General features: G+C 44.3%; 16 protein-coding genes. 8 read left to right on the top strand and 8 right to left on the bottom strand.

Annotated features, from left to right (window positions below; all coding sequences use genetic code 11):
- Nucleotides 1–277 precede the first annotated feature (277 nt).
- On the top strand, nucleotides 278–1,474 hold the full coding sequence (locus JMY05_RS02820) for a globin domain-containing protein (protein WP_045445451.1): 1,197 nt from the start codon (nucleotides 278–280) through the stop codon (nucleotides 1,472–1,474).
- Nucleotides 1,475–1,624: 150 nt separating this feature from the next.
- Here JMY05_RS02820 and JMY05_RS02825 read toward each other — a convergent pair whose 3' ends face one another.
- From JMY05_RS02825 to JMY05_RS02850, 6 genes are all read right to left on the bottom strand, one after another.
- Nucleotides 1,625–2,440 (bottom strand): phosphodiester glycosidase family protein, encoded by an 816-nt coding sequence (locus tag JMY05_RS02825; RefSeq protein ID WP_201614121.1) that lies wholly within the window; start codon nucleotides 2,438–2,440, stop codon nucleotides 1,625–1,627.
- 72 nt (nucleotides 2,441–2,512) lie between these two features.
- Nucleotides 2,513–4,315, bottom strand: coding sequence for an FMN-binding glutamate synthase family protein (locus tag JMY05_RS02830; RefSeq protein WP_201614122.1), 1,803 nt, complete (start codon nucleotides 4,313–4,315; stop codon nucleotides 2,513–2,515).
- A gap of 207 nt (nucleotides 4,316–4,522) precedes the next feature.
- The gene (gene rtcA / locus JMY05_RS02835) at nucleotides 4,523–5,620 is read right to left on the bottom strand and encodes an RNA 3'-terminal phosphate cyclase (RefSeq protein WP_045445453.1); all 1,098 of its coding nucleotides are present in this window, start codon (nucleotides 5,618–5,620) and stop codon (nucleotides 4,523–4,525) included.
- Between the two features lie 40 nt (nucleotides 5,621–5,660).
- Entirely contained in the window at nucleotides 5,661–5,954 is a 294-nt protein-coding gene (locus JMY05_RS02840; RefSeq protein ID WP_045445455.1) for a hypothetical protein, read from the bottom strand.
- A gap of 17 nt (nucleotides 5,955–5,971) precedes the next feature.
- Complete coding sequence (locus JMY05_RS02845) at nucleotides 5,972–6,976, bottom strand: hypothetical protein (protein WP_201614123.1); 1,005 nt, start codon at nucleotides 6,974–6,976, stop codon at nucleotides 5,972–5,974.
- Nucleotides 6,977–7,271: 295 nt separating this feature from the next.
- Nucleotides 7,272–8,504: an RtcB family protein gene (locus JMY05_RS02850; protein ID WP_201614124.1), complete on the bottom strand. Its 1,233-nt coding sequence runs from the start codon at nucleotides 8,502–8,504 to the stop codon at nucleotides 7,272–7,274.
- Nucleotides 8,505–8,759: 255 nt separating this feature from the next.
- Here JMY05_RS02850 and rtcR point away from each other — a divergent pair, with 255 nt between their 5' ends.
- A complete protein-coding gene (gene rtcR, locus JMY05_RS02855) occupies nucleotides 8,760–10,481 on the top strand; it encodes an RNA repair transcriptional activator RtcR (protein WP_201614125.1) in 1,722 nt (573 codons plus the stop codon).
- 73 nt (nucleotides 10,482–10,554) lie between these two features.
- Here the strand turns inward: rtcR and JMY05_RS02860 are convergent, their stop codons facing one another.
- A complete protein-coding gene (locus tag JMY05_RS02860; RefSeq protein ID WP_045445459.1) occupies nucleotides 10,555–11,382 on the bottom strand; it encodes an IclR family transcriptional regulator in 828 nt (275 codons plus the stop codon).
- Between the two features lie 175 nt (nucleotides 11,383–11,557).
- Between JMY05_RS02860 and JMY05_RS02865 the strand changes: the two genes are divergently transcribed.
- From JMY05_RS02865 to JMY05_RS02875, 3 genes are all read left to right on the top strand, one after another.
- On the top strand, nucleotides 11,558–12,742 hold the full coding sequence (locus JMY05_RS02865) for an acyl-CoA dehydrogenase (protein ID WP_045445463.1): 1,185 nt from the start codon (nucleotides 11,558–11,560) through the stop codon (nucleotides 12,740–12,742).
- A 174-nt stretch (nucleotides 12,743–12,916) separates the two neighbouring features.
- Nucleotides 12,917–14,116 (top strand): CaiB/BaiF CoA transferase family protein, encoded by a 1,200-nt coding sequence (locus JMY05_RS02870; protein WP_201614126.1) that lies wholly within the window; start codon nucleotides 12,917–12,919, stop codon nucleotides 14,114–14,116.
- A 55-nt stretch (nucleotides 14,117–14,171) separates the two neighbouring features.
- Nucleotides 14,172–15,221 carry a histone deacetylase family protein gene (locus JMY05_RS02875; RefSeq protein ID WP_045445466.1) on the top strand — a complete coding sequence of 350 codons (1,050 nt, stop codon included), beginning with the start codon at nucleotides 14,172–14,174 and terminating at the stop codon, nucleotides 15,219–15,221.
- A 56-nt stretch (nucleotides 15,222–15,277) separates the two neighbouring features.
- Here JMY05_RS02875 and JMY05_RS02880 read toward each other — a convergent pair whose 3' ends face one another.
- Entirely contained in the window at nucleotides 15,278–16,048 is a 771-nt protein-coding gene (locus JMY05_RS02880; RefSeq protein WP_045445469.1) for an IclR family transcriptional regulator, read from the bottom strand.
- Between the two features lie 262 nt (nucleotides 16,049–16,310).
- Here JMY05_RS02880 and JMY05_RS02885 point away from each other — a divergent pair, with 262 nt between their 5' ends.
- From JMY05_RS02885 to JMY05_RS02895, 3 genes are all read left to right on the top strand, one after another.
- Nucleotides 16,311–17,786 (top strand): NAD-dependent succinate-semialdehyde dehydrogenase, encoded by a 1,476-nt coding sequence (locus JMY05_RS02885; protein WP_045445473.1) that lies wholly within the window; start codon nucleotides 16,311–16,313, stop codon nucleotides 17,784–17,786.
- Between the two features lie 183 nt (nucleotides 17,787–17,969).
- Nucleotides 17,970–19,232 carry a 4-aminobutyrate--2-oxoglutarate transaminase gene (gabT, locus tag JMY05_RS02890; protein ID WP_201614127.1) on the top strand — a complete coding sequence of 421 codons (1,263 nt, stop codon included), beginning with the start codon at nucleotides 17,970–17,972 and terminating at the stop codon, nucleotides 19,230–19,232.
- Between the two features lie 310 nt (nucleotides 19,233–19,542).
- Nucleotides 19,543–20,985 carry an APC family permease gene (locus tag JMY05_RS02895; RefSeq protein ID WP_045445480.1) on the top strand — a complete coding sequence of 481 codons (1,443 nt, stop codon included), beginning with the start codon at nucleotides 19,543–19,545 and terminating at the stop codon, nucleotides 20,983–20,985.
- Nucleotides 20,986–21,020 lie beyond the last annotated feature (35 nt).

The following is a 21,020-nucleotide window of genomic DNA, read 5'->3' on the forward strand; positions in this document are numbered from 1 at the left end:
ACATTCATTTTAAATGAATCTTATAGAAGCGTTTTGACTGGTTCGGCGAAAAATTTGATGACAAGAATTTGATAATCGTTTGTAAAAATCAGTCGTCGTTGCTTATTTAAGTACTTCATTTTTCATATGTTAATCAACCAATCAATGTAATAAACTTATGCCATTTTCAACCATTTTAGTAGCAAAAAAGCGCGTGCAAGTACTACATTCAGTAGACTAAACGAGTTTGACATCGCTCCTCACATGTTTTGGGATTGGTACTAATAAGAGAGACAGTATGGCTTCACCAAAGACTTTAGAAATCGTCACCGCAACTGTTCCTGTCCTTGAAGAGCATGGAACGGCAATCACCACGGTGTTTTATAAAAATATGTTTGAAGAGCATCCCGAGCTGTTGGACATATTTAACGAAACCAATCAAAAATTGGGTCGTCAACAGACGGCTCTGGCAACGACCGTGTTAGCCGCTGCTAAGCACTTGGATAAATTGGCGACGTTATTGCCACAAGTCACGCAAATCAGCCACAAGCATCGTGCTTTACAAATTTTGCCTGAGCATTATCCTATCGTTGGTAAGCATTTAATCGGTGCAATCAAGGAAGTGCTGGGCGAGGCGGCCAATGACGATATTATCAATGCTTGGACTGAAGCTTATGATGAGATTGCCTCAGTATTTATCCAGATTGAACATGGCATGTATGAGGAGGCGATGTGGCAGGGTTTTGCGCCTTTTGTAGTGACTAAAAAGGTAGCAGCTGCTACGGATATTGCTGCTTTTACAGTTGTACCAGTCAGTGATAATGCAGAAAGTCATCAAGAGATCGACCTGAGCAAATTGACTTTAACCGCAGGTCAGTACATCACAGTGAAAACAGATCCAAAAGACAGTGACCATGTTGCGCTGCGTCATTACTCTTTGTACTCTGCTAGTACCGATGCAGGCATTCAGTTTGCAGTCAGACGCGATAACCGCAATGAGCATCATGGTTTGGTCTCTAACTATATGCACGACCAATTAGAAGTGGGTGACACGGTTTTATTATCGGCACCAGCAGGTGACTTTGCGCTCAATCCAGACTTGGTACAGCAAAATGAGATTCCGCTAGTATTGATGAGTGCGGGTGTTGGGGTAACCCCTGTGCTGTCTATGTTGGAGGCACAAGTATTAGCCAATCCGAAACGACCTATTATCTGGGTTTATGCTTGCCAAAATGATGCGCATCACGCTTTCAATACTGAAGTGGAGACGCTGTTAGAAAAGGCTGAGACTGTAGAAAAGCATATTTTCTATTTTGAGTCTGGACAACTATTAGATGAGGCGTGGCTTGCTCAATTACCTAAGCCTGCTGATATTTATGTCTGTGGCTCGATGCCATTTATGGAAAGCATGATTGATGGGCTAGTGACGCTAGATCACGGTGTTGATAGCGTTCATTATGAACCGTTTGGTCCCAAGATGAGTTTGGGCGGTTAATTTTAGCTATTGTTAGCCATTAACTGTTGCTATTAACAAAAAAAGCACTTGGATGGCAAAGTCGTCTCAAGTGCTTTTTATTCAGTGCAATTTATCTTATTTTTATCACTATTTTAAAAATGGATACATCTTTAAAAATGGATACATCGCCTAATCTTTATTTTCAACCAATCCAACCATCACACCCATCTCTTTTTTATCATGCTTATCAATGCTAGGCGCATATAATGCCGAAGCAATCCCGCCATCTAAAAACAGAGCATTCGGACAGTTTAAGTCATTCTTAAACAACGATGCAAATTGATAAAATGTCACTGGCTCATCGCTATTGACAAATTTTATGTGGCCGTCATCGCAAACACCTGCGCCATTACGAATCTTGAGTGAGGTGCTATCAGGATTAAACTGTGGATGTATCTCGTTATTGATAACCAACATAGGACCTGATTGGGTGGCATACCAAGGCTTCGCTTCGCCGCTGTTAAGCTGCTCGTTTAAGGCGTTGCTTTCTGTGATATGTACGTTTCCAACTTTATCCCACCACAGCACACCATTGGGCAATAAATGGAAATTGCCACCGCCTTCTTTGAGATTTAGCGATTTGATCTCTTCACCATCAATGATGGTATAGCCAATCGGTGCATAGTTCTCATTGTACATGCCGGCATTCATGGCAAAGTTCAGCGCTTGATTGGAGGGTAAAGTCGCTAATAACGTATCAAAGGTTAGCAACGATTTCGTACTATCAGGCTGCTGCCAAAATAATTTTAATGAATAGTGACCATTCATCAAGGCTTGAGCATCAATGCTACAAACACTATAAGAAAATAGTGCATCCTGAGTCTGGCACGACCAGTTTTGTGTCTTGTTGTCAGCAGCATCAGTGCTTATCGGTTGGCAAGCACTGACACTTATCAAGAGTAGGGCGACTGCTCCTAAAGGTAAGGGAAGAGCGAAATTTGGCATCAATGATATATCTTTTATAGTATGGAGTGAGATATAAATAGTCAGGGCTCACGGATTTTTAATCGCTAAATCTCAATCATTGTTAAGTGGAACATCGCGAAAAGTATTGTTGACGTTGCCGATTAATTGCCCACCGCCAGTGATACTTGCAAAGTTGCCAAGGCTCTGTTCCACCGATGTGGTGGTTTCCCTACCTTTATCCCGTGAGTCTTTATTATAAGCAATGAGGGCATCATCATTGGCTAAAAAGCTATCTGGGTTCGCCATGACCCACATCTGATTAAACACATCTGCGCGGGCGCTATTATTGAGTAGCGCTCCCTTATCGGTAAAATAAAAGAACTTCGATAATAGTTTTATCTGCCCATCATCGAGGCGGCGCGCGATATGATAAGGTTGTAATTGGCTTGGGTGTTGTAAGCCGACCGCACCAACGATACTGGCTAGGGATTTCAGAGTGTTTTTATGGAAGCTTGCGACACGCTCAGCTTTGCTTGGTACATCCAGCGCTTTTTGACGATACGGGTCTTGGGTGGCAACGCCAGTCGGGCAAGTGTTGGTATGGCACGAACGTGATTGAATACAGCCAACGGCAAACATAAAGCCGCGCGCTGAATTACACCAGTCTGCGCCCAAGGCAATCATACGGGCAATATCGAAACCAGAGACGATTTTACCGCTCACGCCAAGTTTGATTTTATCGCGAATGCCTGCGCCGACCAAAGTATTGTGTATTAATAAAAATCCTTCAACCATTGGCATGCCGACATTGTCCATGAATTCGACAGGAGCCGCGCCAGTACCGCCTTCTGCGCCATCGATGACGATGAAATCAGGATAGTTGTTGGTTTCGATCATGGCTTTCACAATGGCCATAAACTGCCAAGGCTGACCAACACAAAGTTTGAAGCCCACAGGTTTGCCGCCTGACAACTCGCGCAGTTGTTGCCAAAAAGCCACCAATTCTCGCGGGGTATTAAAGGCTGTATGCGACGAGGGCGACACACAATCTTGACCTGTCGGTACTTGACGGGTATCAGCGATTTCTTGGGTGATTTTCTCCGCGGGTAGCACGCCACCTTTACCAGGTTTTGCCCCTTGAGATAATTTGATTTCAATCATTTTTACTTGTGGATCAACCGCTTTTTCGGCAAAAGACTGCGGGTCAAAATTGCCACTATCATCACGGCAACCAAAATACCCTGTACCTAGCTCCCAAATCAAATCACCACCGAACTTGCGATGATAAGGGCTGATAGCCCCTTCACCCGTATCATGAGTAAAGCCGCCCATTTTTGCGCCTTGATTGAGCGCCATAATCGCGTTAGCCGATAAGCTGCCAAAGCTCATCGCCGAGATATTAAATACCGACATATCATGCGGCTGTTGACAACGCTCACCGCCAACCATAATACGAAAATCTTTGTTTTCTAGAGGTTGGCTAATCGCTGATTGTAAAAACCATTCTTTACCATTGGTGTATAAATTATCTAACGTACCAAAGGCATTGGTGTCACTGACGTTCTTAGCACGTTGATAGATTAGCGCACGCTGCTGGCGTGAAAACGGTACTTGCTCTTTGTCATTTTCTAGTAAATATTGACGAATTTCAGGACGAAAGTCTTCAAGCACATAACGAATATGTCCGGCAACTGGATAGTTTTTCAAAATAGCATGCTTTGATTGTATGACGTCATAAATCCCCAAGCATACCCCAAACCCACCGAGAATAATTAACCACCAATTTAGCAGTAGTAGACCTGCTAAAAATATTAATATAGCAGCGCCAAAGGTGCTATAACGCAGCAATAAGCCGACCAAATACGGAGAGTTGGTTTTAGGTTCAGGATTTAGATTGGTACGAGATTGGGGCATGGCTACACTCAACAGTAATACATAAATATTAAAAAGGTGACAATGATTCAAAGAGAGAGTAGGGTAAAAACCACCCTCTTAGGACCATTATTGTTAGACACTGACAAAGCGCTCAGATTTATCGCCTACATCATACACATATGATATCACTGCATAGCAGTAATTGGGTAACAGAGTGCTACTGTTGATGTTGCTAGTGGCGTGATTTTAACAGACAACTTGTACCAAAGTTTTCTGCTCGTCGATCACTGTAAGCTTAATCTCAACGGGCAAAAATTGCTGAATGAGCCATGCTTGGGTTTCAGCGTGCTTACTAACGACACGCGCGGTAAACTCGCCACCGCCTGCTAACGCCAACGGTAAGAGTAATTGGTCGGTTAAGTATTCATCGACCAGTGAGTCGGTGTTAAATACATAACGTTTGACTAAGCCTGATAAACGACAACCTATCTTTTCCGCCGAGCTGCGTTTTTCTCCTAGTAAAGTAAACACCTCGGAGTGATATTCTTTATGATTTTGGGTGTCAGAAACCTCATGAGTGACTTGTGCATAGCAGCTATTGCCTTCACCAATGCCTTGTAATTTAAAGCTTTTAGTCGTAATTAGTGTCTTATCAATACCTGCTTCAACCAATGATACTTTTGCGCTGGCAAGCTCACGTTTGCAAATGTCGTACTCTAAATTGAGCACGCTCGCGACCAGCTCTATACCGATAAGCTCTCCACGCTTGGTTAGCTGTAAGGGTAGCGTATTCGCACGGCGCATAAATGGCGTTATCGTCGCTTTAATCATGCCGCTACCAATAGGCGCAAACCCTGCTTGTACACACTCGATATCCACGTGCATACCCAATTTCCCTAATGCAGGGACGAATGCTTGCTGTAGGAAGTCCGTGGTTGGCGCGAGTGGATTGTGCGTGCCGCCTTTTATTGTTACGGTTGATACCGTTTGCGTGTTGGTATTGGCAAACAATAACGTTGGCAATAGTGTTTGCAGCACCAAACTGGTACTGCCAGCTGAGCCAATATCAAAATGATAATCACCTGATTTGATGGCACTCGGCATAAAGGTGAACGCCATACTGCCCAAATGTGCGCCTGTCACGGTGGCATTTGATATTTGCTGCGAGGCTTGTACACACATCAAGTGCTGACGCATCAATCCTGATTTGGCTCGCCCAGCGCGAATATTGGTAATCTCGATTGGTGTGCCTGTGAGCATGGATAACGATAGGGCAGTACGGATAATTTGTCCACCGCCTTCGCCTGTACTGCCGTCGATTTTTAGCGGTTTGTGTTTTGGCATAGGGTTGTCTTTATTTTAATTATGTAGTGATTCGCTAAATTTACTCTGCTTCTAGAAACTCTATAAACGATGTCCAAAAGTCGTTGACCAGTACTTGATTGTCTATTTTATTGAGCGGCAAATCTAGGCCGAGTTGGAACATAGCTTTCTTATCTGTGTTATTTGGAACGTAGTCTAGATTTTTCAATTCTATAAATATTGCTTCAAATGCCATTTCGAATTCAAAATGCGTCAAATAATTAGATATACTATCTTTAGATTCTGTATCGAGGAATGGTTTTATCTTGTTAAAAAGCCCTTTTACTCTATTATTTAATTCTTCGATGTTTGACATATTTTATATTCCAACCTTTAAGAAACGCTAGTTTCTTTAGAAGAAAATTCAGCAAACGGTATTACAAATAAGTACCTATTTTTGATTACTACAAAGCTATCACCCCGTGACCTTGGATAAGAAAAGCCTTCTCCTATCTTGAGAATATTCTCTCCGTCATGCTCAAAAATAATCTGCTTCGTAATTTGAGCTTGATGATCATTTTGCAATTCAACTAAATAAAATAGCGTTCTATGATGATAGCCGCCATCAAACACAGCTTTATTACCATCAATAATAAAAGCACTGCTACCAGAAACTGGCATATGCCAGTAATTATTGATTTCATAATTTTGAATACGTACTAAGTCGAACTCGCCACCACAGTTGTTATAGTAATTGTAAAAATAATAAGCATAAGTTGTGGTATTTGAGGAGACATTTAGTGAATAACAGTCGTCCATTAGACATAAACCGTCTGATGGTTCAAACTCATACAGTTTTCTACCGTCAGTAGCCTGTGCAACCAATCCTGTTGAGCTTAAAATGTCATACCAGTTAGAACTATAGCGCCCATCGAATATACCTTGATCGAAATAACTGATCCAAATAATATCATTTTTGGTAACTTGCACTTCAGCAACACCATCACCTAGTGGAAGCTGTTGCTTTAATTCGCCATCGATAGAATAAATATAGCCATTTTTATCATAATCATTTTCACTTCTGTATTGAGAGCGACTATTGAATAATAAAATGTCACCGTTGCTATGTCGTTGCACATTGTCAAAATTCACCTCTGCCCTAATCTCTGCATATAGTGACAATGCGTTACTATTATCTTTTGTCTGCCAAATCTGATAGGTCTTTGGTTGATCTCGGTTCGTTTTGACAGAATTAGATTCATTAATACCTTTACGATTACCTATCAAGTTGATGGATATCAGTACCAATAATTGACCTGCATAGTCTAGAGATAAATTAACAAACTCGCCTTTAGGTAGTTCGGTATAGGGCTGAATATCTTTCGTAATAGTTTTCATCTTGTTCTCATTATTTTTATAATTTTAAATGTGGTAGATACGACGGGAGTCGAACCCGTATCAATGCAATAACTACTAAGCTAGATTAAAAACTCAGCCTATGACTAATACATAAGGTCTTAGCTTTTGTGCGAGGGACGAGCACTGAGCTGAACTCTTAAAGGAAGCAAAATTATGAAAAGCATATTTACCAGCGTTTAAAGAACTCCGATGCTGAGGCTAGGCTTTTTAAGCTTTTGCTTTTTTAAGCTTTTGCTTTTTTAAGCCAAGCGCATAACCTCTAATCATCTTACGTTTAGCCTTTAACACAAACCACCTGCCGCAAGGTATGCACCACTTCCACTAAGTCACTTTGTGCTTTCATGACGTCATCGATATTTTTGTATGCTGCTGGAATCTCATCAATTACATCCGCGTCCTTTCGGCATTCTACGCCCGCAGTCTGTGCCATTTGATCGGCGACTGTAAATACCTTTTTCGCCTCAGTACGTGACATGATACGACCTGCGCCATGCGAGCAAGAGCAAAATGACTCTTCGTTTCCTTTACCGCGCACGATGAATGATTTGGCACCCATTGACCCCGGAATGATGCCGTATTCACCAACGCGGGCACGGACCGCGCCTTTGCGAGTGACGAATACTTCTTCGCCATAATGCTCTTCTTTGGCCACATAGTTGTGATGACAGTTCACCGCTTTTACGGCTGCATCAAACGGCTTAGGTATGATATGGTGTAGGGCTTTGATGGCTTTTTCCATCATGATTTCACGGTTTTTAAAGGCAAAACGTTGCGCCCAACCGACGGCAAACCAATAGTCATCGAAATGCTCTGTACCCTCGGCAAAGTAGGCCAAATCTTTATCAGGCAAGTTGATGAACCATTTGCGCATGTCTTCACGTGCCAGCTCAATAAAATAGCGACCGATGGCATTACCCACACCGCGTGAGCCTGAGTGCAGCATGATCCAAACTTGGTTGGTTTCATCAAGGCACACCTCGACGAAATGGTTACCCGTACCCAGCGTACCCAAATGGTTAAGGTTATTGGTATTTTTAAGTTTAGGATGCTTTTGGGTTATATAATCAAAGTCATCCACCAGCGTTCCCCAGCCGTTCATTACGGTATCATCAGGGTTTGCCCATGCGCCAACATCACGGCGTGACCCGCGACCACGCGTTTTACTACGACCATGTGGAATGGCTTTTTCTAGTTCGGTACGCAGACCAAGCAAACTATCTGGCAAATCGTTTGCGGTTAGGGTGGTTTGCACTGCCATCATCCCGCAGCCGATATCGACGCCAACGGCAGCCGGAATAATCGCTTCTTTGGTTGGCAATACCGTACCGATAGTCGCGCCAATACCAACGTGTACATCGGGCATCACCGCAAGCCATTTATAGACAAACGGCATTTTTGAGGCTTTGATCAATTGGTCGTGTGCTTTTGGATCGACGGGCACGCCTTTAGTCCAAAGTCTAATCGGCGTTCCACCGTCTTGAATGATGTTATGAGTAGTTGGTTGCATGTTGTATTCCTTAGCGTTGCAAAGTTTGTTTATTATGAAAGATGATTCTTGCTTTATATGATGCTAAGGGCGTGCCAAGTTTTTAATATACTCAAAATTTATTTATAAGTAATTGATAGTAAATGGTTTAATTTCTTAATTGTTTTTCGAATAGATTAATTTACTTAACTATGGGCTAAAAATATATAGAAATAAATCTAACTAGATAGAAAATAATATATGATTTACTAATGATAATCAGTGATAAGTAATATTATGAACAGTGATTCGAACAACAAAACTGCCGTCATCGGCTTCCTCGGCACTACTTTAGACAATGGTTTTAATGATAAGCGTTGGCAGCGTTGGCGACCAACCGTCAGTTTAGGCCTGCATGATGAGTTGCTCGTCGATGAGCTGCATATTTTATATAGCAAGCGTGATAAGCGCCTGTTTAAAATAATTGTCGATGACGTGGCACAAGTTAGTCCGAACACTACCGTTATTGGTCATCATGTGGCATTGATTAGTCCGTGGGATTTTGCCGATGTTTATGCTGAGCTGTATGACTTTGCCGCAGGGTTTGATTTTCAGGATAGTACCGATTACTTGCTGCATCTGACCACAGGTACGCACGTGGCGCAGATTTGCTGGTTCTTGTTGGTAGAGGCAGGCTTTATTCCCGCAGATTTGATTCAGACCTCGCCTTGCCCAAGACCTGACCAAGCCGATCCGCAAGGTCGCTATCAAGTGATTGACTTGGATGTCTCACGCTATGATGGATTACGTGAACGCTTTGAAGCAGAAAAACAGCAACATTGGCAAACCTTACAAGCCAATCTAGTCACCCAAAATGCCGCTTATCAAAAGCTCATCTCCGATATCGAAAAGGTCGCAACCCGCTCAACTGCACCCATACTACTGATGGGCGCAACAGGGGCGGGCAAGTCGCAATTGGCAGGCCAAATTTACGCGCTTAAAAAAGCCAAAGCCAACAGCACGCAAGGCAAAAACACGCTTGAACAATTCATCGAGGTCAACTGCGCCACGCTGCGTGGTGACACTGCCATGAGTGTGTTATTTGGTCATGTCAAAGGGGCATTTACGGGCGCTGCGACGAGCCGTGATGGGCTGCTAAAATCAGCTGATGGTGGATTGTTATTCTTAGATGAGATTGGCGAATTAGGGCTTGATGAGCAAGCGATGCTATTGACCGCACTGGAAGAGCAGCGCTTTTATCCACTTGGCAGTGATACGCCGATTAGCGTGTCATTTCAGCTGATGGCAGGCACCAATAAAGACTTGCGGCAAGCGGTCGCTAATGGCGAGTTTCGGGCAGACTTGTTTGCGCGTCTCAATACGTGGACGTTTTTTCTGCCATCACTCAAAGATAGGCTAGAGGACTTACCAGCCAATATAGATTATGAATTGGCGCGCTTGGGTAGCGAGCAACAGCAGCATTATCGATTTATGCCAGAAGCAAGGCAGCTGTATGAAAGCTTTGCAATGAGTCAGGATGCGACATGGCAGGGGAACTTTCGTGATTTGACGGCCAGTATGATTCGCCTGACCACGCTAGCTGAAAGTAAAGTCATTCGCAATGATGATGTGCAAGCGGAGATTGATCGCTTAACACATCTTTGGGAGCTGCCTGACAGTTTGAGTGGCTCGAATAGTTTAATTAATGACAATAAAGGCAATAAAAATAGCCCAAGCGATAATAACCCTGATACTAGTTTAGATAGCGAAACTGTTGAGCAGGGTAGCCATAATATTTTAAGAAGATATCTCGATGAAGAGATTCTGGCGACTATTGATCCGTTTGATGCGGTGCAATTGGCATATGTGATTGAGATTTGTATTAACCATAAAAATCAAGCAGCGGCGGGGCGCTATCTGTATGCCAACTCACGCGACAAGCTAAAAAGCCCGAATGATAGTGATAGATTGCGTAAGTATCTGATGAAATTTGGGTTGAGGTTTGATGGGTTAAAATGAAGCATCTTTCATAAGACAAAACCCATCAACTAAGCCAAGATACTCGTACTATAGCTTTATCATTTATTCTCTTTTAAACCCCACTGCCAATCCTTTCTGCCAGCGCTTGCAATTTAGGTACAATCGTTGCGGCATAATCGTCGCTTTGCCAGTTGGCACTTGGTACACTGGCATTGAGCGAATAGGCGTATTGTCCAGTCGCAACATCAAAGACCCCAACCGCTACTGCCAATATATCAGTAGAAAACTCACCATCTGATATCGTATAGCCATGCTCTGCATAGTGCGCTGCAGCGCTGGCTAGGGCAGTTTGTGCATGGTTATAATCCTCGGTAGATAACTGTTCTTGTAGATTACTCATGATGACAGCCTGTCTCGCTGGCGAGCTAGCCGCATAAAAAGCGCGTCCAATAGCAGTGCGAGCCACGGGTACGGCTGAGCCAACTTGCAAATTGACCGATAGGCGAGCAGGGCTACGGCAGCAAGCGTGATAGCGCATTTCTCCTTCGACCTCAGTTGCCAAGTTTACTGATACTTCATTGTCACTGGCAAATTGTCGTAACAGTGGTTCAGCTGCCGCGACCATATCGTGACGACTCCATGCGGTCGCGCTGAGTCGTACCGCATTACTGCCCAATTGATACTGTCCATGCTCGGTCATACGCAAAAATCCAAGCGTCATCAAGGTATAAATAAGCCGAGTAATTGTCGCTTTTGGCAAGGCGGTCATCTGACATAACTGCTGATGACTGAGCTGCTCATGCTGCTCAAAAGCCGCTAATACCGTTAGACCACGACCTAGGGCAGTAACAAACTGTCGGTCATTATTGTTCTTACTTTGCTCAAGAACGGTGGTCATTCGATCGAGTAGTGGCAGGGCTGCCGATATGTTTTTTGTCATTTTATGCTCATTTTATTTGATAAAGGTTTACAGCGACCCGAAACTTTGCTTAAATGGTTTTAAATTATGAAACTAAGTTTTGCACAGCGGAATTGGTAAGTCAATAAACTATTAAGTTAATTTATTCATTAATTACTAATCGTCGGTCAGGAAGACTGACATCAAGGAGATCCACATGGCAACATCTACGCGTCCAAGTTTCGATTGGGAAGATCCGTTTTTATTACGTGACCAGTTGACTGATGAAGAGCGCATGGTCACGGACAGCGCCCGTCAGTTTTTTCAAAAAGAGCTGATGCCTGGCATTTTAGAGGCCAATCGCAATGAGAATTTTGACCGTAATATCATGCGTCAAATGGGTGAGATGGGCTTGCTTGGCGTGACAATCGAAGGTTATGGTTGTGCCGGTTTATCAAGTGTCGCTTACGGTCTGATTGCCAAGGAAATTGAAGCGGTGGATTCAGGTTATCGGTCAGCGATGAGCGTGCAATCAAGCTTGGTCATGCATCCTATCCATGCATACGGCACCGAAGAGCAAAGGGAGCGATATTTGCCTAAGCTTGCTACTGGCGAATATGTCGGCTGTTTTGGTTTGACTGAGCCAGATTCAGGCTCAGATCCTGCCTCAATGTCGACCCGTGCACGTGCGGTGGACGGCGGTTATGAGCTGACAGGTAATAAGATGTGGATTACCAACAGTCCTATCGCTGATGTATTTGTGGTCTGGGCAAAAGATGATGCTGGTAAAATTCGTGGTTTTATTTTAGATAAAGGTATGAAAGGTTTATCAGCGCCGAAGATTGAAGGTAAGTTTTCACTACGTGCTTCAGTGACTGGTGAAATCGTTATGGACAAAGTATTTGTCCCTGAAGCCAATGCTTTCCCGGATATCCGTGGTCTAAAAGGTCCATTTGGCTGTTTAAATAAAGCCCGTTACGGTATCGCATGGGGCGCAATGGGGGCGGCAGAGTTCTGCTGGAAAGCGGCGCGTCAGTATACGCTAGACCGTAAGCAATTTGGTCGCCCACTTGCCGCAACGCAGCTAGTACAGTTAAAGCTTGCCAATATGCAGACTGAAATCACGCTAGGTCTACAAGCCGCGTTACGTGTGGGTCGTCTGATGGATGAAGACAATGCCGCGCCTGAGATGATTTCACTTATTAAGCGTAACAACTGCGGTAAAGCACTGGATGTTGCACGTATTTCGCGTGACATGCATGGCGGTAACGGTATCTCTGATGAGTTCCATATCATTCGTCATGTGATGAATTTAGAGGCGGTCAACACTTATGAAGGCACCCACGATATTCATGCACTGATCCTAGGTCGTGCGCAGACGGGTATTCAAGCCTTTTATTAATCGTTGTTAGCGAAGAACGTACGTTGCTGTTTGGTTTTTTTTATAGGCATAGCATTGACAGTAGCGTATGTTTTTCAGTTGTTCTTCATCATTTAACTGCTTAGCAATTAAATGATGAAGAACAATTTTATGATCAAAAAAATTAAAGAATATGCCACACAATAAGGGATTATTATGACGGATATGGCGAAAGGCGCATTGCACGGTATCAAGGTACTTGATTTATCGAGAGTATTGGCCGGTCCTTCTTGTACCCAAGTGCTCGCAGATTTGGGCGCTGAAGTCATCAAGGTTGAGCGTCCGCATATTGGTGATGAAACACGCCATTGGGCACCGCCAGTATTCAGCGATGATACCTCCGCTTATTACGCCACCATTAACCGCAATAAAAAATCCCTCACCGTTGATATCACCACGCCAGCAGGGCAGACCATCATCAAGCAACTCATTGCTGATAGCGATATTGTCGTTGAAAACTTTAAAGTAGGCGGTTTAAAAAAATACGGCTTAGATTATGACAGTCTAAAACAAGACAATCCGCGCCTGATTTATGCGTCATTGACAGGGTTTGGTCAGACAGGGCCAGATGCCGCGCGCCCTGGTTACGACTATATTATTCAAGGGTTGTCAGGGCTGATGAGTATCACGGGTCCAAGTGATGGTGAACCGCATAAGGTTGGTGTGGCAGTGGTCGATTTGTTTGCAGGGTTGCAGCTGACGATTGGTATTCAAGCGGCTTTGATTGCTCGTGAGACTACTGGGTTAGGGCAACAGGTAGACATTGCACTTTTAGATAGTGCGCTTGCCATGCTGGCTAATGTTGGTATGAATCATTTGGCATCAGGTCAAATCCCGCCCAGACTCGGTAACCAGCATCCTAATATCGTGCCTTATCAAGTGTTTGCTGGCGAGGGCGAGCAGCATTTTATTTTAGCTTGCGGCAATGACAGTCAATTTGCCAAACTGTGTGACGTGCTCGCAGTCGAGTGGCATATGGATGAGCGTTTTACGACCAATCCACAACGCGTTGCCAATCGTGAGCTACTGTGCGCTGAGCTGAGTAAGAAATTTGCCGAGCAACCACGTACATATTGGCTAGAGGTTTTAGATCAAGCAGGTATCCCATGCGGAGCGATTCATAACGTGGCTGAAGCGTTGGCTATGCCGCAAGCGCTGGCACGTGAGATGGTCGTTGATTTTAGCACTCAAGGCAGTCCGGTAAAAGCACTTGGTAGCCCAATTAAACTATCTGCATCACCCGTTACGTATCGTACGCCGCCACCGAAGTTGAGCGAGCATACTGATAGCACGCTTGCTGATTTGGGCTATGACAGTGAGATGATTGCTAAGCTAAAAGCCGATGGGATTGTTTAGTTAGGCATCAAAAAAAGCGCCATTGGAAAAAATGTTAAACAAAGGAATGTTAAGCATGAAAATATATAGCCATGAAAACCTAAGTCTACATAGACCATTACCTTATTTCTCTTATGGAAAGATGCATGAGCCGTTAGAGATACCAGAGCGTATGGTTGAGTTTTTAAAAGCACCAGCAGCGTTAGGGTTAGAGGTGACGACCGCTACCGATATTGGTATTGGGCCTATATTAGCGGTTCACGATTTTGGTTACGTTGAGTTTCTCAAACATGGCTATGATGACTGGATAGCAGTCGAGGAAGACTTGGGCGCGCAGGTACAGACGGGGATTTTTTTGCCGTATGACAATCCCGGTATCGGTATCATGGCAAAAGCAGCAAAGTATCAAGCGGATGATAGCGCGCCTATCAGCGAGCATTCTTGGACATCTATCTATTGGTCGGCACAGACTGCACTCAATGCGGCTGAAGCATTGCTGAACGATAATTTATCAGATACCGAGCGTGCCGAAAGTCATATACAGCTTTGCTTTTCACGGCCGCCTGGTCACCATGCGCGCAAAAGCGCAGCAGGTGGATTTTGCTATCTTAATAACGCCGCCATCATCGCCGAGCATCTACGGCAAAAATACGAAAAAATCGCCATCATAGACACCGACATGCACCACGGACAGGGTATCCAAGAGATATTTTATGATCGCAGCGATGTGCTTTATACCTCGGTTCACGGTGACCCCGTTAACTTTTATCCCGCAGTGACAGGGCATGCGTTTGAAAGGGGCACAGGCGTGGGTGAAGGCTATAACATTAACTTCCCGATGCCGCACGGCACCGATGAAGCTGGGTTTTTTGAGTATGTTGATAAATCTATCGAAGCGATGACGCTATTTGACCCTGATGTCATTGTGCATGTCTTAGGTTTTGATGTTTATGAGAACGACCCAGAAGCGAGATGTGCGGTGAGTACGCAAGGATTTAAAATATTGGCACAAAAGATGAAAGCGCTAAACAAACCACTGATTGTTTTAGTCGAGGGCGGTTATTACTTGCAAAAGCTCAATGACAATTTGCAAGCATTTTTATCAGGGCTTATTTCAGAAGATTAACAGTTATCGTCAAAATAACTGAAAGAGTTTGAAGTAAGCAAGAAACTAGCAGCGTTTTAACTTGATTTATTATCGATAAAACCCAAACGCTGCTCAATTTGCTGCGCCAATTCAATCAATACCGCGCTGACCTCAGCACGCTTGGACTCATATTCGCCTTGCAAAAAGCTAACCGCCATACCCGCAACGGCATTGCCTGACGCATTGCGAATATAAGTACCCAAACAATACATCCCTTCGCGCAGTTGCCCATCATCGAGTGAGATGCGACTGTTTTGAATGGCGGTCAACTCGGTGGACAAATCGCTAAAGTTATCAACACCGTGTTGGGTAATAGGTGCGGGGAAACCGGTAGCGTAGATAGATTTTATATTGTCCATAGAAAAGGTTGAGAGCATGGCTTTGCCCGTGGCAGAGAATACCGCTGGTACGCGAACACCAGCGCGAAAGGTAAAGCCAAGCGGGGCAGGCGCTTCATGACAGGCTAAAAACACCACTTCACCTAAATCAAGCTTAGATAAAGTGACTGTATGTTGAAGAAGAATCGGATACTGGACAATGAGGTCTTTAAATAACTGGATGACGCCTTGCTGCTGCTCATACTTACCCGCCCAATACATCAAATAAGAGCCTAAATGAAAGCGGCTATCGCTGTCTTTATAGATGACATGCTTGGTCAAAAGACTTTGCAAAATATTGTGGGTTGAGCTACGTGGTAGATTGAGCTCTTTAGCAATATGAGCTGCCGTTAAAGGCTGTGAGCTATCAGTAATTAAATCTAAAATCTGAAAGGTTTTGTCCAAGGCAGGAACGGCAGTTGAGCTCATAAGGAACCTATAAAAGTCAGTAAAATTGGGAAAATATAAAAATAACGCGATAAATCATCATTAAAATGAGAATAGGGGTTGCAAATAGCTGGCTATCATTCTTATAATGATGTCTCATATATAGAATAGATGTTCAGTATATTGAACACTTAACGAGTTATCAATAATTATTTAAATCATAACCTTCTATTTATTGTTATTCACTTATCGCTATAAATCTGCGAATCCTATTTGCAAACCTCAATTGACAAGGAGCGTCACAATGTCACAACCGTCACAGTCTACGCTACAGCTATCGAACCCAGATCTACTTAAACAGCAGTGTTTCATCAAAGATGGCTGGCATGCCGCTAGTGATGACTCAACTATTGATGTGAGCAATCCTTTCAACGGTGATATCATCGGTACGGTACCAAGCCTGACAACCAACGATGTCAACGATGCGGTTGCGGCTTCTCATGACGCTCAAATCACTTGGGCCGCTCAAACCCCAAAAGAGCGTGCTGAGCTACTACAAAAGTGGGCAGACCTCATCGATGCCAATAAAGAAGACTTGGCTATCATTATGACCGCTGAGCAAGGCAAACCTTTAAACGAGTCGCGCGGTGAAGTGGGCTATGCCAATAGCTTTATCCGCTGGTTTGCCGAAGAAGGCAAGCGTGTTTATGGCGATGTTATCCCTGCCAATCAGTCACAACTGCGCCATGTCGTCTTAAAGCAGCCCGTTGGCGTTTGCGCGGCGATCACGCCTTGGAATTTCCCAGCAGCGATGATTACCCGTAAAGCGGCACCAGCATTGGCAGCAGGCTGCACGATGATTATTAAGCCTGCGACTGAAACGCCATTTTCCGCATTAGCACTCGCTGCATTGGCTGAACAAGCAGGTATTCCAGCAGGCGTTATCCAAGTAGTGACGGGCAAATCATCAACCATCGGCGATATCCTAACGGGCGATGCACGTATTCATAAGCTTTCATTCACAGGCTCTACCGAAGTCGGTCGTACCTTGATGGCTCAATGTGCGACAACCATCAAAAAACTGTCATTAGAGCTGGGCGGTAATGCGCCATTTATCGTCTTTGATGACGCTGATCTTGAAAAAGCAGCTGAAGGCTTAATTGCTTCTAAATATCGTAACGCTGGTCAAACTTGTGTTTGTGCCAACCGTGTCTATGTGCAAGACAGCATTAAAGATGAATTCTTAGATGTGTTTGTGAAAAAAGTCGCTGAGCTAAATGTCGGTAACGGCATGGATGAAGGTGTGGATATTGGTCCTTTGATTAATCAAAAGGCGCTAGAAAAAGTGCAAGCGCTACTTAAAGATGCTTTAGACAAAGGCGCAACGCTTATCGCTGGCGGCAGCACCAATGACGCCTCAGAGCTTACTTACAATCCAACAGTCATTACCGATATCAGTGCTGAGATGGATATCGCGCACGAAGAAATCTTTGGCCCTATTGCGACTATCTTTACTTTTAAAGATGAGGCAGACGTTATTCGTCAAGCCAACGATACTATCTACGGCTTGGCTGCTTATTTCTACAGTGGTAGTTATGCACGCTCATGGCGCGTTACCGAAGGTCTTGAATACGGCATTATTGGTCATAATACGGGTCTGATTTCTACCGAAGTCGCCCCATTTGGCGGTGTCAAGCAGTCTGGCTTTGGCCGCGAAGGCTCAAAATACGGCATCGAAGAATATGTCGTGACCAAATACTGGTGTTCTGACGTCAGCTAACCGTTTAGCGACATGCTCTCTCTTTTAAGGTTTTAATTGTCACACCGTATCGAACGGGATTCAGCACCATGAATCCCCTCTATAGCTAGCAATTAATAACTGTTAACTATTAGATAAACCATTCCTCAAAACCGCCATTCAATCATTGGCACTTATGTTAAAAATAAAGAAAAGGACATTCCCATGACGACTACCAATAAATCACTACTTGAGCGCCGTAAAGCTGTTTTACCAACAGGACTTGGCGTTGCCTATCCTATCTTTGCAGAAAAAGCCAAAAACTCAGAAGTTTGGGATGTTGAAGGCAATCGTTATATTGACTTCGTTGGTGGTATCTCAGTACTGAATACGGGTCACAGCCATCCAAAAATTACCCAGCGCGTGCATGAGCAACTTGACAAGTTTACCCATACTGCGGCGCAAATGATCAACTACGAATGCTATGTGGATCTTGCTGAAAAACTTTGTAAAAAAGCGCCTATCAGCGGTGAGAAAAAAGCCTTCTTTTTAACGACTGGTGCAGAAGCGGTCGAAAACTGTATTAAGATTGCTCGTGCGAAAACTGGTCGCCCAGGTATCATCTCTTTCGTTGGTGGTTGGCATGGTCGTACTTTAATGTGCATGAGTTTGACAGGTAAAGTGCTGCCGTACAAAAAGAACTTTGGTCCAATGCCAGGCCCTGTATTCCATGCGCTATTCCCAGCTGAAGAGTTGAATGTCACAGAAGCACAAGCGCTGCATAGCCTTGAGATGATTTTCCAAGCGGATATCGATCCTAGCGAAGTGGCGGCGATGATTATCGAGCCAGTACAAGGCGAGGGTGGTTTCCATCAAGTCACCCCATCATTTGCCAAGTCTTTACGCGATATCTGCGACGAGCATGGCATCGTACTAATTTTTGATGAAGTACAATGTGGTTTTGCCCGTACGGGTACGTTGTTTGCCACCGAGCAGTTGGGCGTTGAGCCTGACCTAATGACCAGTGCTAAGAGCTTGGCAGGTGGTTATCCTATCTCTGCCGTTATCGGTCGCGCCGATATCATGGATGCGCCGCAGGTAGGCGGTTTGGGCGGTACATACTCTGGTAATCCACTGGCTTGTGTGGCTGCACTTGCTGTCATGGAAGTTATCGAAGAAGAGAACCTACTTGAGCGCAGTATTGAGATTGGCGACAAAATCGAAGCTTTCTTAAAGGGCTTAAACTTAAGCAGTATCGGTCATATTCGCCATAAAGGCGCGATGCTAGCGTTTGAGTTAATCGATAGTGATGGTAAGCCTGATGTGGAAGCGACGACTAACCTAAAAGCGAAAGCATTTGAGCAAGGTCTGTTATTAGCGTCTTGCGGTATGTATGGCAATGCCATTCGCGTGATGGTGCCATTGACGGTTGAAGATGAAGTGCTCCAAGAAGGCCTTGATATTATCAAAGGTATCCTAACCGCTTAATAAGTATTGAGTATTTATTTATAGTGAAATACATCACTTTTAATCAAGCCTTGATCTTGGTTAGAAGGTTATCTTTAATCGCACAGCAAGATTGCCCATATGGCACTCGCTTTGAGTACATTTTTTACAACGGCGCCTTGCAAGTCAAGACGCCGTTGCTGTTTGTACTATTTGAATATGAAACAAGTAGTGCCGAACAGCTTGGATCAAAAGGTATATATGATAATTATGATGGGTACTATCCCACTAAACAAAAGATAGTGTGACCGTCAAGGGTTAACACGGATGACACACAGACAAGGAGCAGGTTATGTCTGAATTAAAAAAATCGTTAGGGACGCTAGATATTATCGCCTTAGCATTCGGTGCTATGGTTGGTTGGGGCTGGGTAGTCTTGGCTGGTGGTTGGATTTTATCTGCGGGGACGTGGGGCGCAATGCTGGCGTTCTTGATAGGCGGTCTGGCAGTGATACTGATTGGTGTGACTTATGCCGAGCTTGCCGCATCGATGCCGATTACGGGCGGCGAGCATACCTATACGCATAGAGCACTGGGGGTAAATGTCTCCTTTATCTGCTCATGGAGTATTCTATTTGGGTATTTTTCGGTGGTCGCGTTTGAGGCGGTTGCCTTGCCGACAGTCGTAGAGTATTTTATCCCCAATTACAATCAGGGATATCTCTGGACCATCGCTGGTTGGGATGTTTATGCCACTTGGGTGGGTGTCGGGATGCTGGGCTCAGTCATCGTCACTTGGCTAAATATCCGCGGTATGGAAGTCAGTGCCTGGTTTCAAAAGACGGCCGTATTGGGCATCTTATTTGTGGGTACGTTGCTGTTCATTGGCGCAGTCATGTTTAATCCTGAAGGCTCAAACTCAGTACAAGCGCCTGCATTCATCGGTGGTATTGGCGGTATGATGGCCGTTATTGTCATGGTGCCGTTTATGTTTGTCGGCTTTGACGTTATTCCGCAAGCGGCAGAAGAAATTGATCTGACTCGTCCTAATATTGGTAAATTTTTGATTTTATCGATTGTCGTTGCGGTAATGTGGTATGTGGGTATCGCTTGGAGTGTTGGCACGACCTTGCCACTCTTACAAGCCGAAAACTCAACGCTCGCCACTGCGGATGCGATGACCAATGCTTGGCATGGCAAGTGGGCAGGTATATTGTTAGTGATTGGCGGTGTGCTGGGTATTTTATCAAGCTGGAACGCCTTTTTGATTGGTGGTAGCCGACTACTCTATGCCATGTCAAAAGCACGTATGTTGCCCGCATTTTTGAGCAAGCTGCATCCAAAGTATAAGACGCCGTCGAATGCCATTTTATTGATCGGTGGTTTGGCGACACTAGCACCTTTGTTTGGTCGTAAAATGCTGGTGTGGATCGTAGATGCTGGTGGTTTTGGTATCGTTATTGCTTATACCTGTGTCGCTATCTCATTCTTAGTACTTCGCTACCGCGAGCCTGATATGGTACGCCCATTTAGAATACCAGCAGGTAAGCTCGTTGGTATGGTCACGATTGCGCTAAGTTTTGGAATACTCATGCTGTATATGCCAGGTATGCCATCCGCGCTAACCCCTATCGAGTGGTGGATTTTCTTTGGCTGGACGGTCTTAGGCATTGCGTTATATGGCTACGCAAGGGTGAAGTATCCAGGTATTAGCGAGTCAATTATGGCAGAAGAGCTACGTGAATTAAAAATCGTCAATCAATTATGGTTAAAAGACAATCCACCTAAGCAATAGTTTTTTCGATGGGTTATTTTTTAATAACATCAACT

The sequence above is a fragment of the Psychrobacter sp. JCM 18902 genome, assembly GCF_904846615.1.
Taxonomy (GTDB): domain Bacteria; phylum Pseudomonadota; class Gammaproteobacteria; order Pseudomonadales; family Moraxellaceae; genus Psychrobacter.

Coding starts and splice junctions, on each gene's coding strand:
- JMY05_RS02820 (WP_045445451.1), top strand. CDS start 278: ATGGCTTCACCAAAGACTTTAGAAATCGTCACCGCAACTGTTCCTGTC.
- rtcR (WP_201614125.1), top strand. CDS start 8,760: ATGAACAGTGATTCGAACAACAAAACTGCCGTCATCGGCTTCCTCGGC.
- JMY05_RS02850 (WP_201614124.1), bottom strand. CDS start 8,504: ATGCAACCAACTACTCATAACATCATTCAAGACGGTGGAACGCCGATT.
- JMY05_RS02885 (WP_045445473.1), top strand. CDS start 16,311: ATGTCACAACCGTCACAGTCTACGCTACAGCTATCGAACCCAGATCTA.
- JMY05_RS02825 (WP_201614121.1), bottom strand. CDS start 2,440: ATGCCAAATTTCGCTCTTCCCTTACCTTTAGGAGCAGTCGCCCTACTC.
- gabT (WP_201614127.1), top strand. CDS start 17,970: ATGACGACTACCAATAAATCACTACTTGAGCGCCGTAAAGCTGTTTTA.
- JMY05_RS02870 (WP_201614126.1), top strand. CDS start 12,917: ATGACGGATATGGCGAAAGGCGCATTGCACGGTATCAAGGTACTTGAT.
- rtcA (WP_045445453.1), bottom strand. CDS start 5,620: ATGCCAAAACACAAACCGCTAAAAATCGACGGCAGTACAGGCGAAGGC.
- JMY05_RS02845 (WP_201614123.1), bottom strand. CDS start 6,976: ATGAAAACTATTACGAAAGATATTCAGCCCTATACCGAACTACCTAAA.
- JMY05_RS02875 (WP_045445466.1), top strand. CDS start 14,172: ATGAAAATATATAGCCATGAAAACCTAAGTCTACATAGACCATTACCT.
- JMY05_RS02860 (WP_045445459.1), bottom strand. CDS start 11,382: ATGACAAAAAACATATCGGCAGCCCTGCCACTACTCGATCGAATGACC.
- JMY05_RS02865 (WP_045445463.1), top strand. CDS start 11,558: ATGGCAACATCTACGCGTCCAAGTTTCGATTGGGAAGATCCGTTTTTA.
- JMY05_RS02840 (WP_045445455.1), bottom strand. CDS start 5,954: ATGTCAAACATCGAAGAATTAAATAATAGAGTAAAAGGGCTTTTTAAC.
- JMY05_RS02830 (WP_201614122.1), bottom strand. CDS start 4,315: ATGCCCCAATCTCGTACCAATCTAAATCCTGAACCTAAAACCAACTCT.
- JMY05_RS02895 (WP_045445480.1), top strand. CDS start 19,543: ATGTCTGAATTAAAAAAATCGTTAGGGACGCTAGATATTATCGCCTTA.
- JMY05_RS02880 (WP_045445469.1), bottom strand. CDS start 16,048: ATGAGCTCAACTGCCGTTCCTGCCTTGGACAAAACCTTTCAGATTTTA.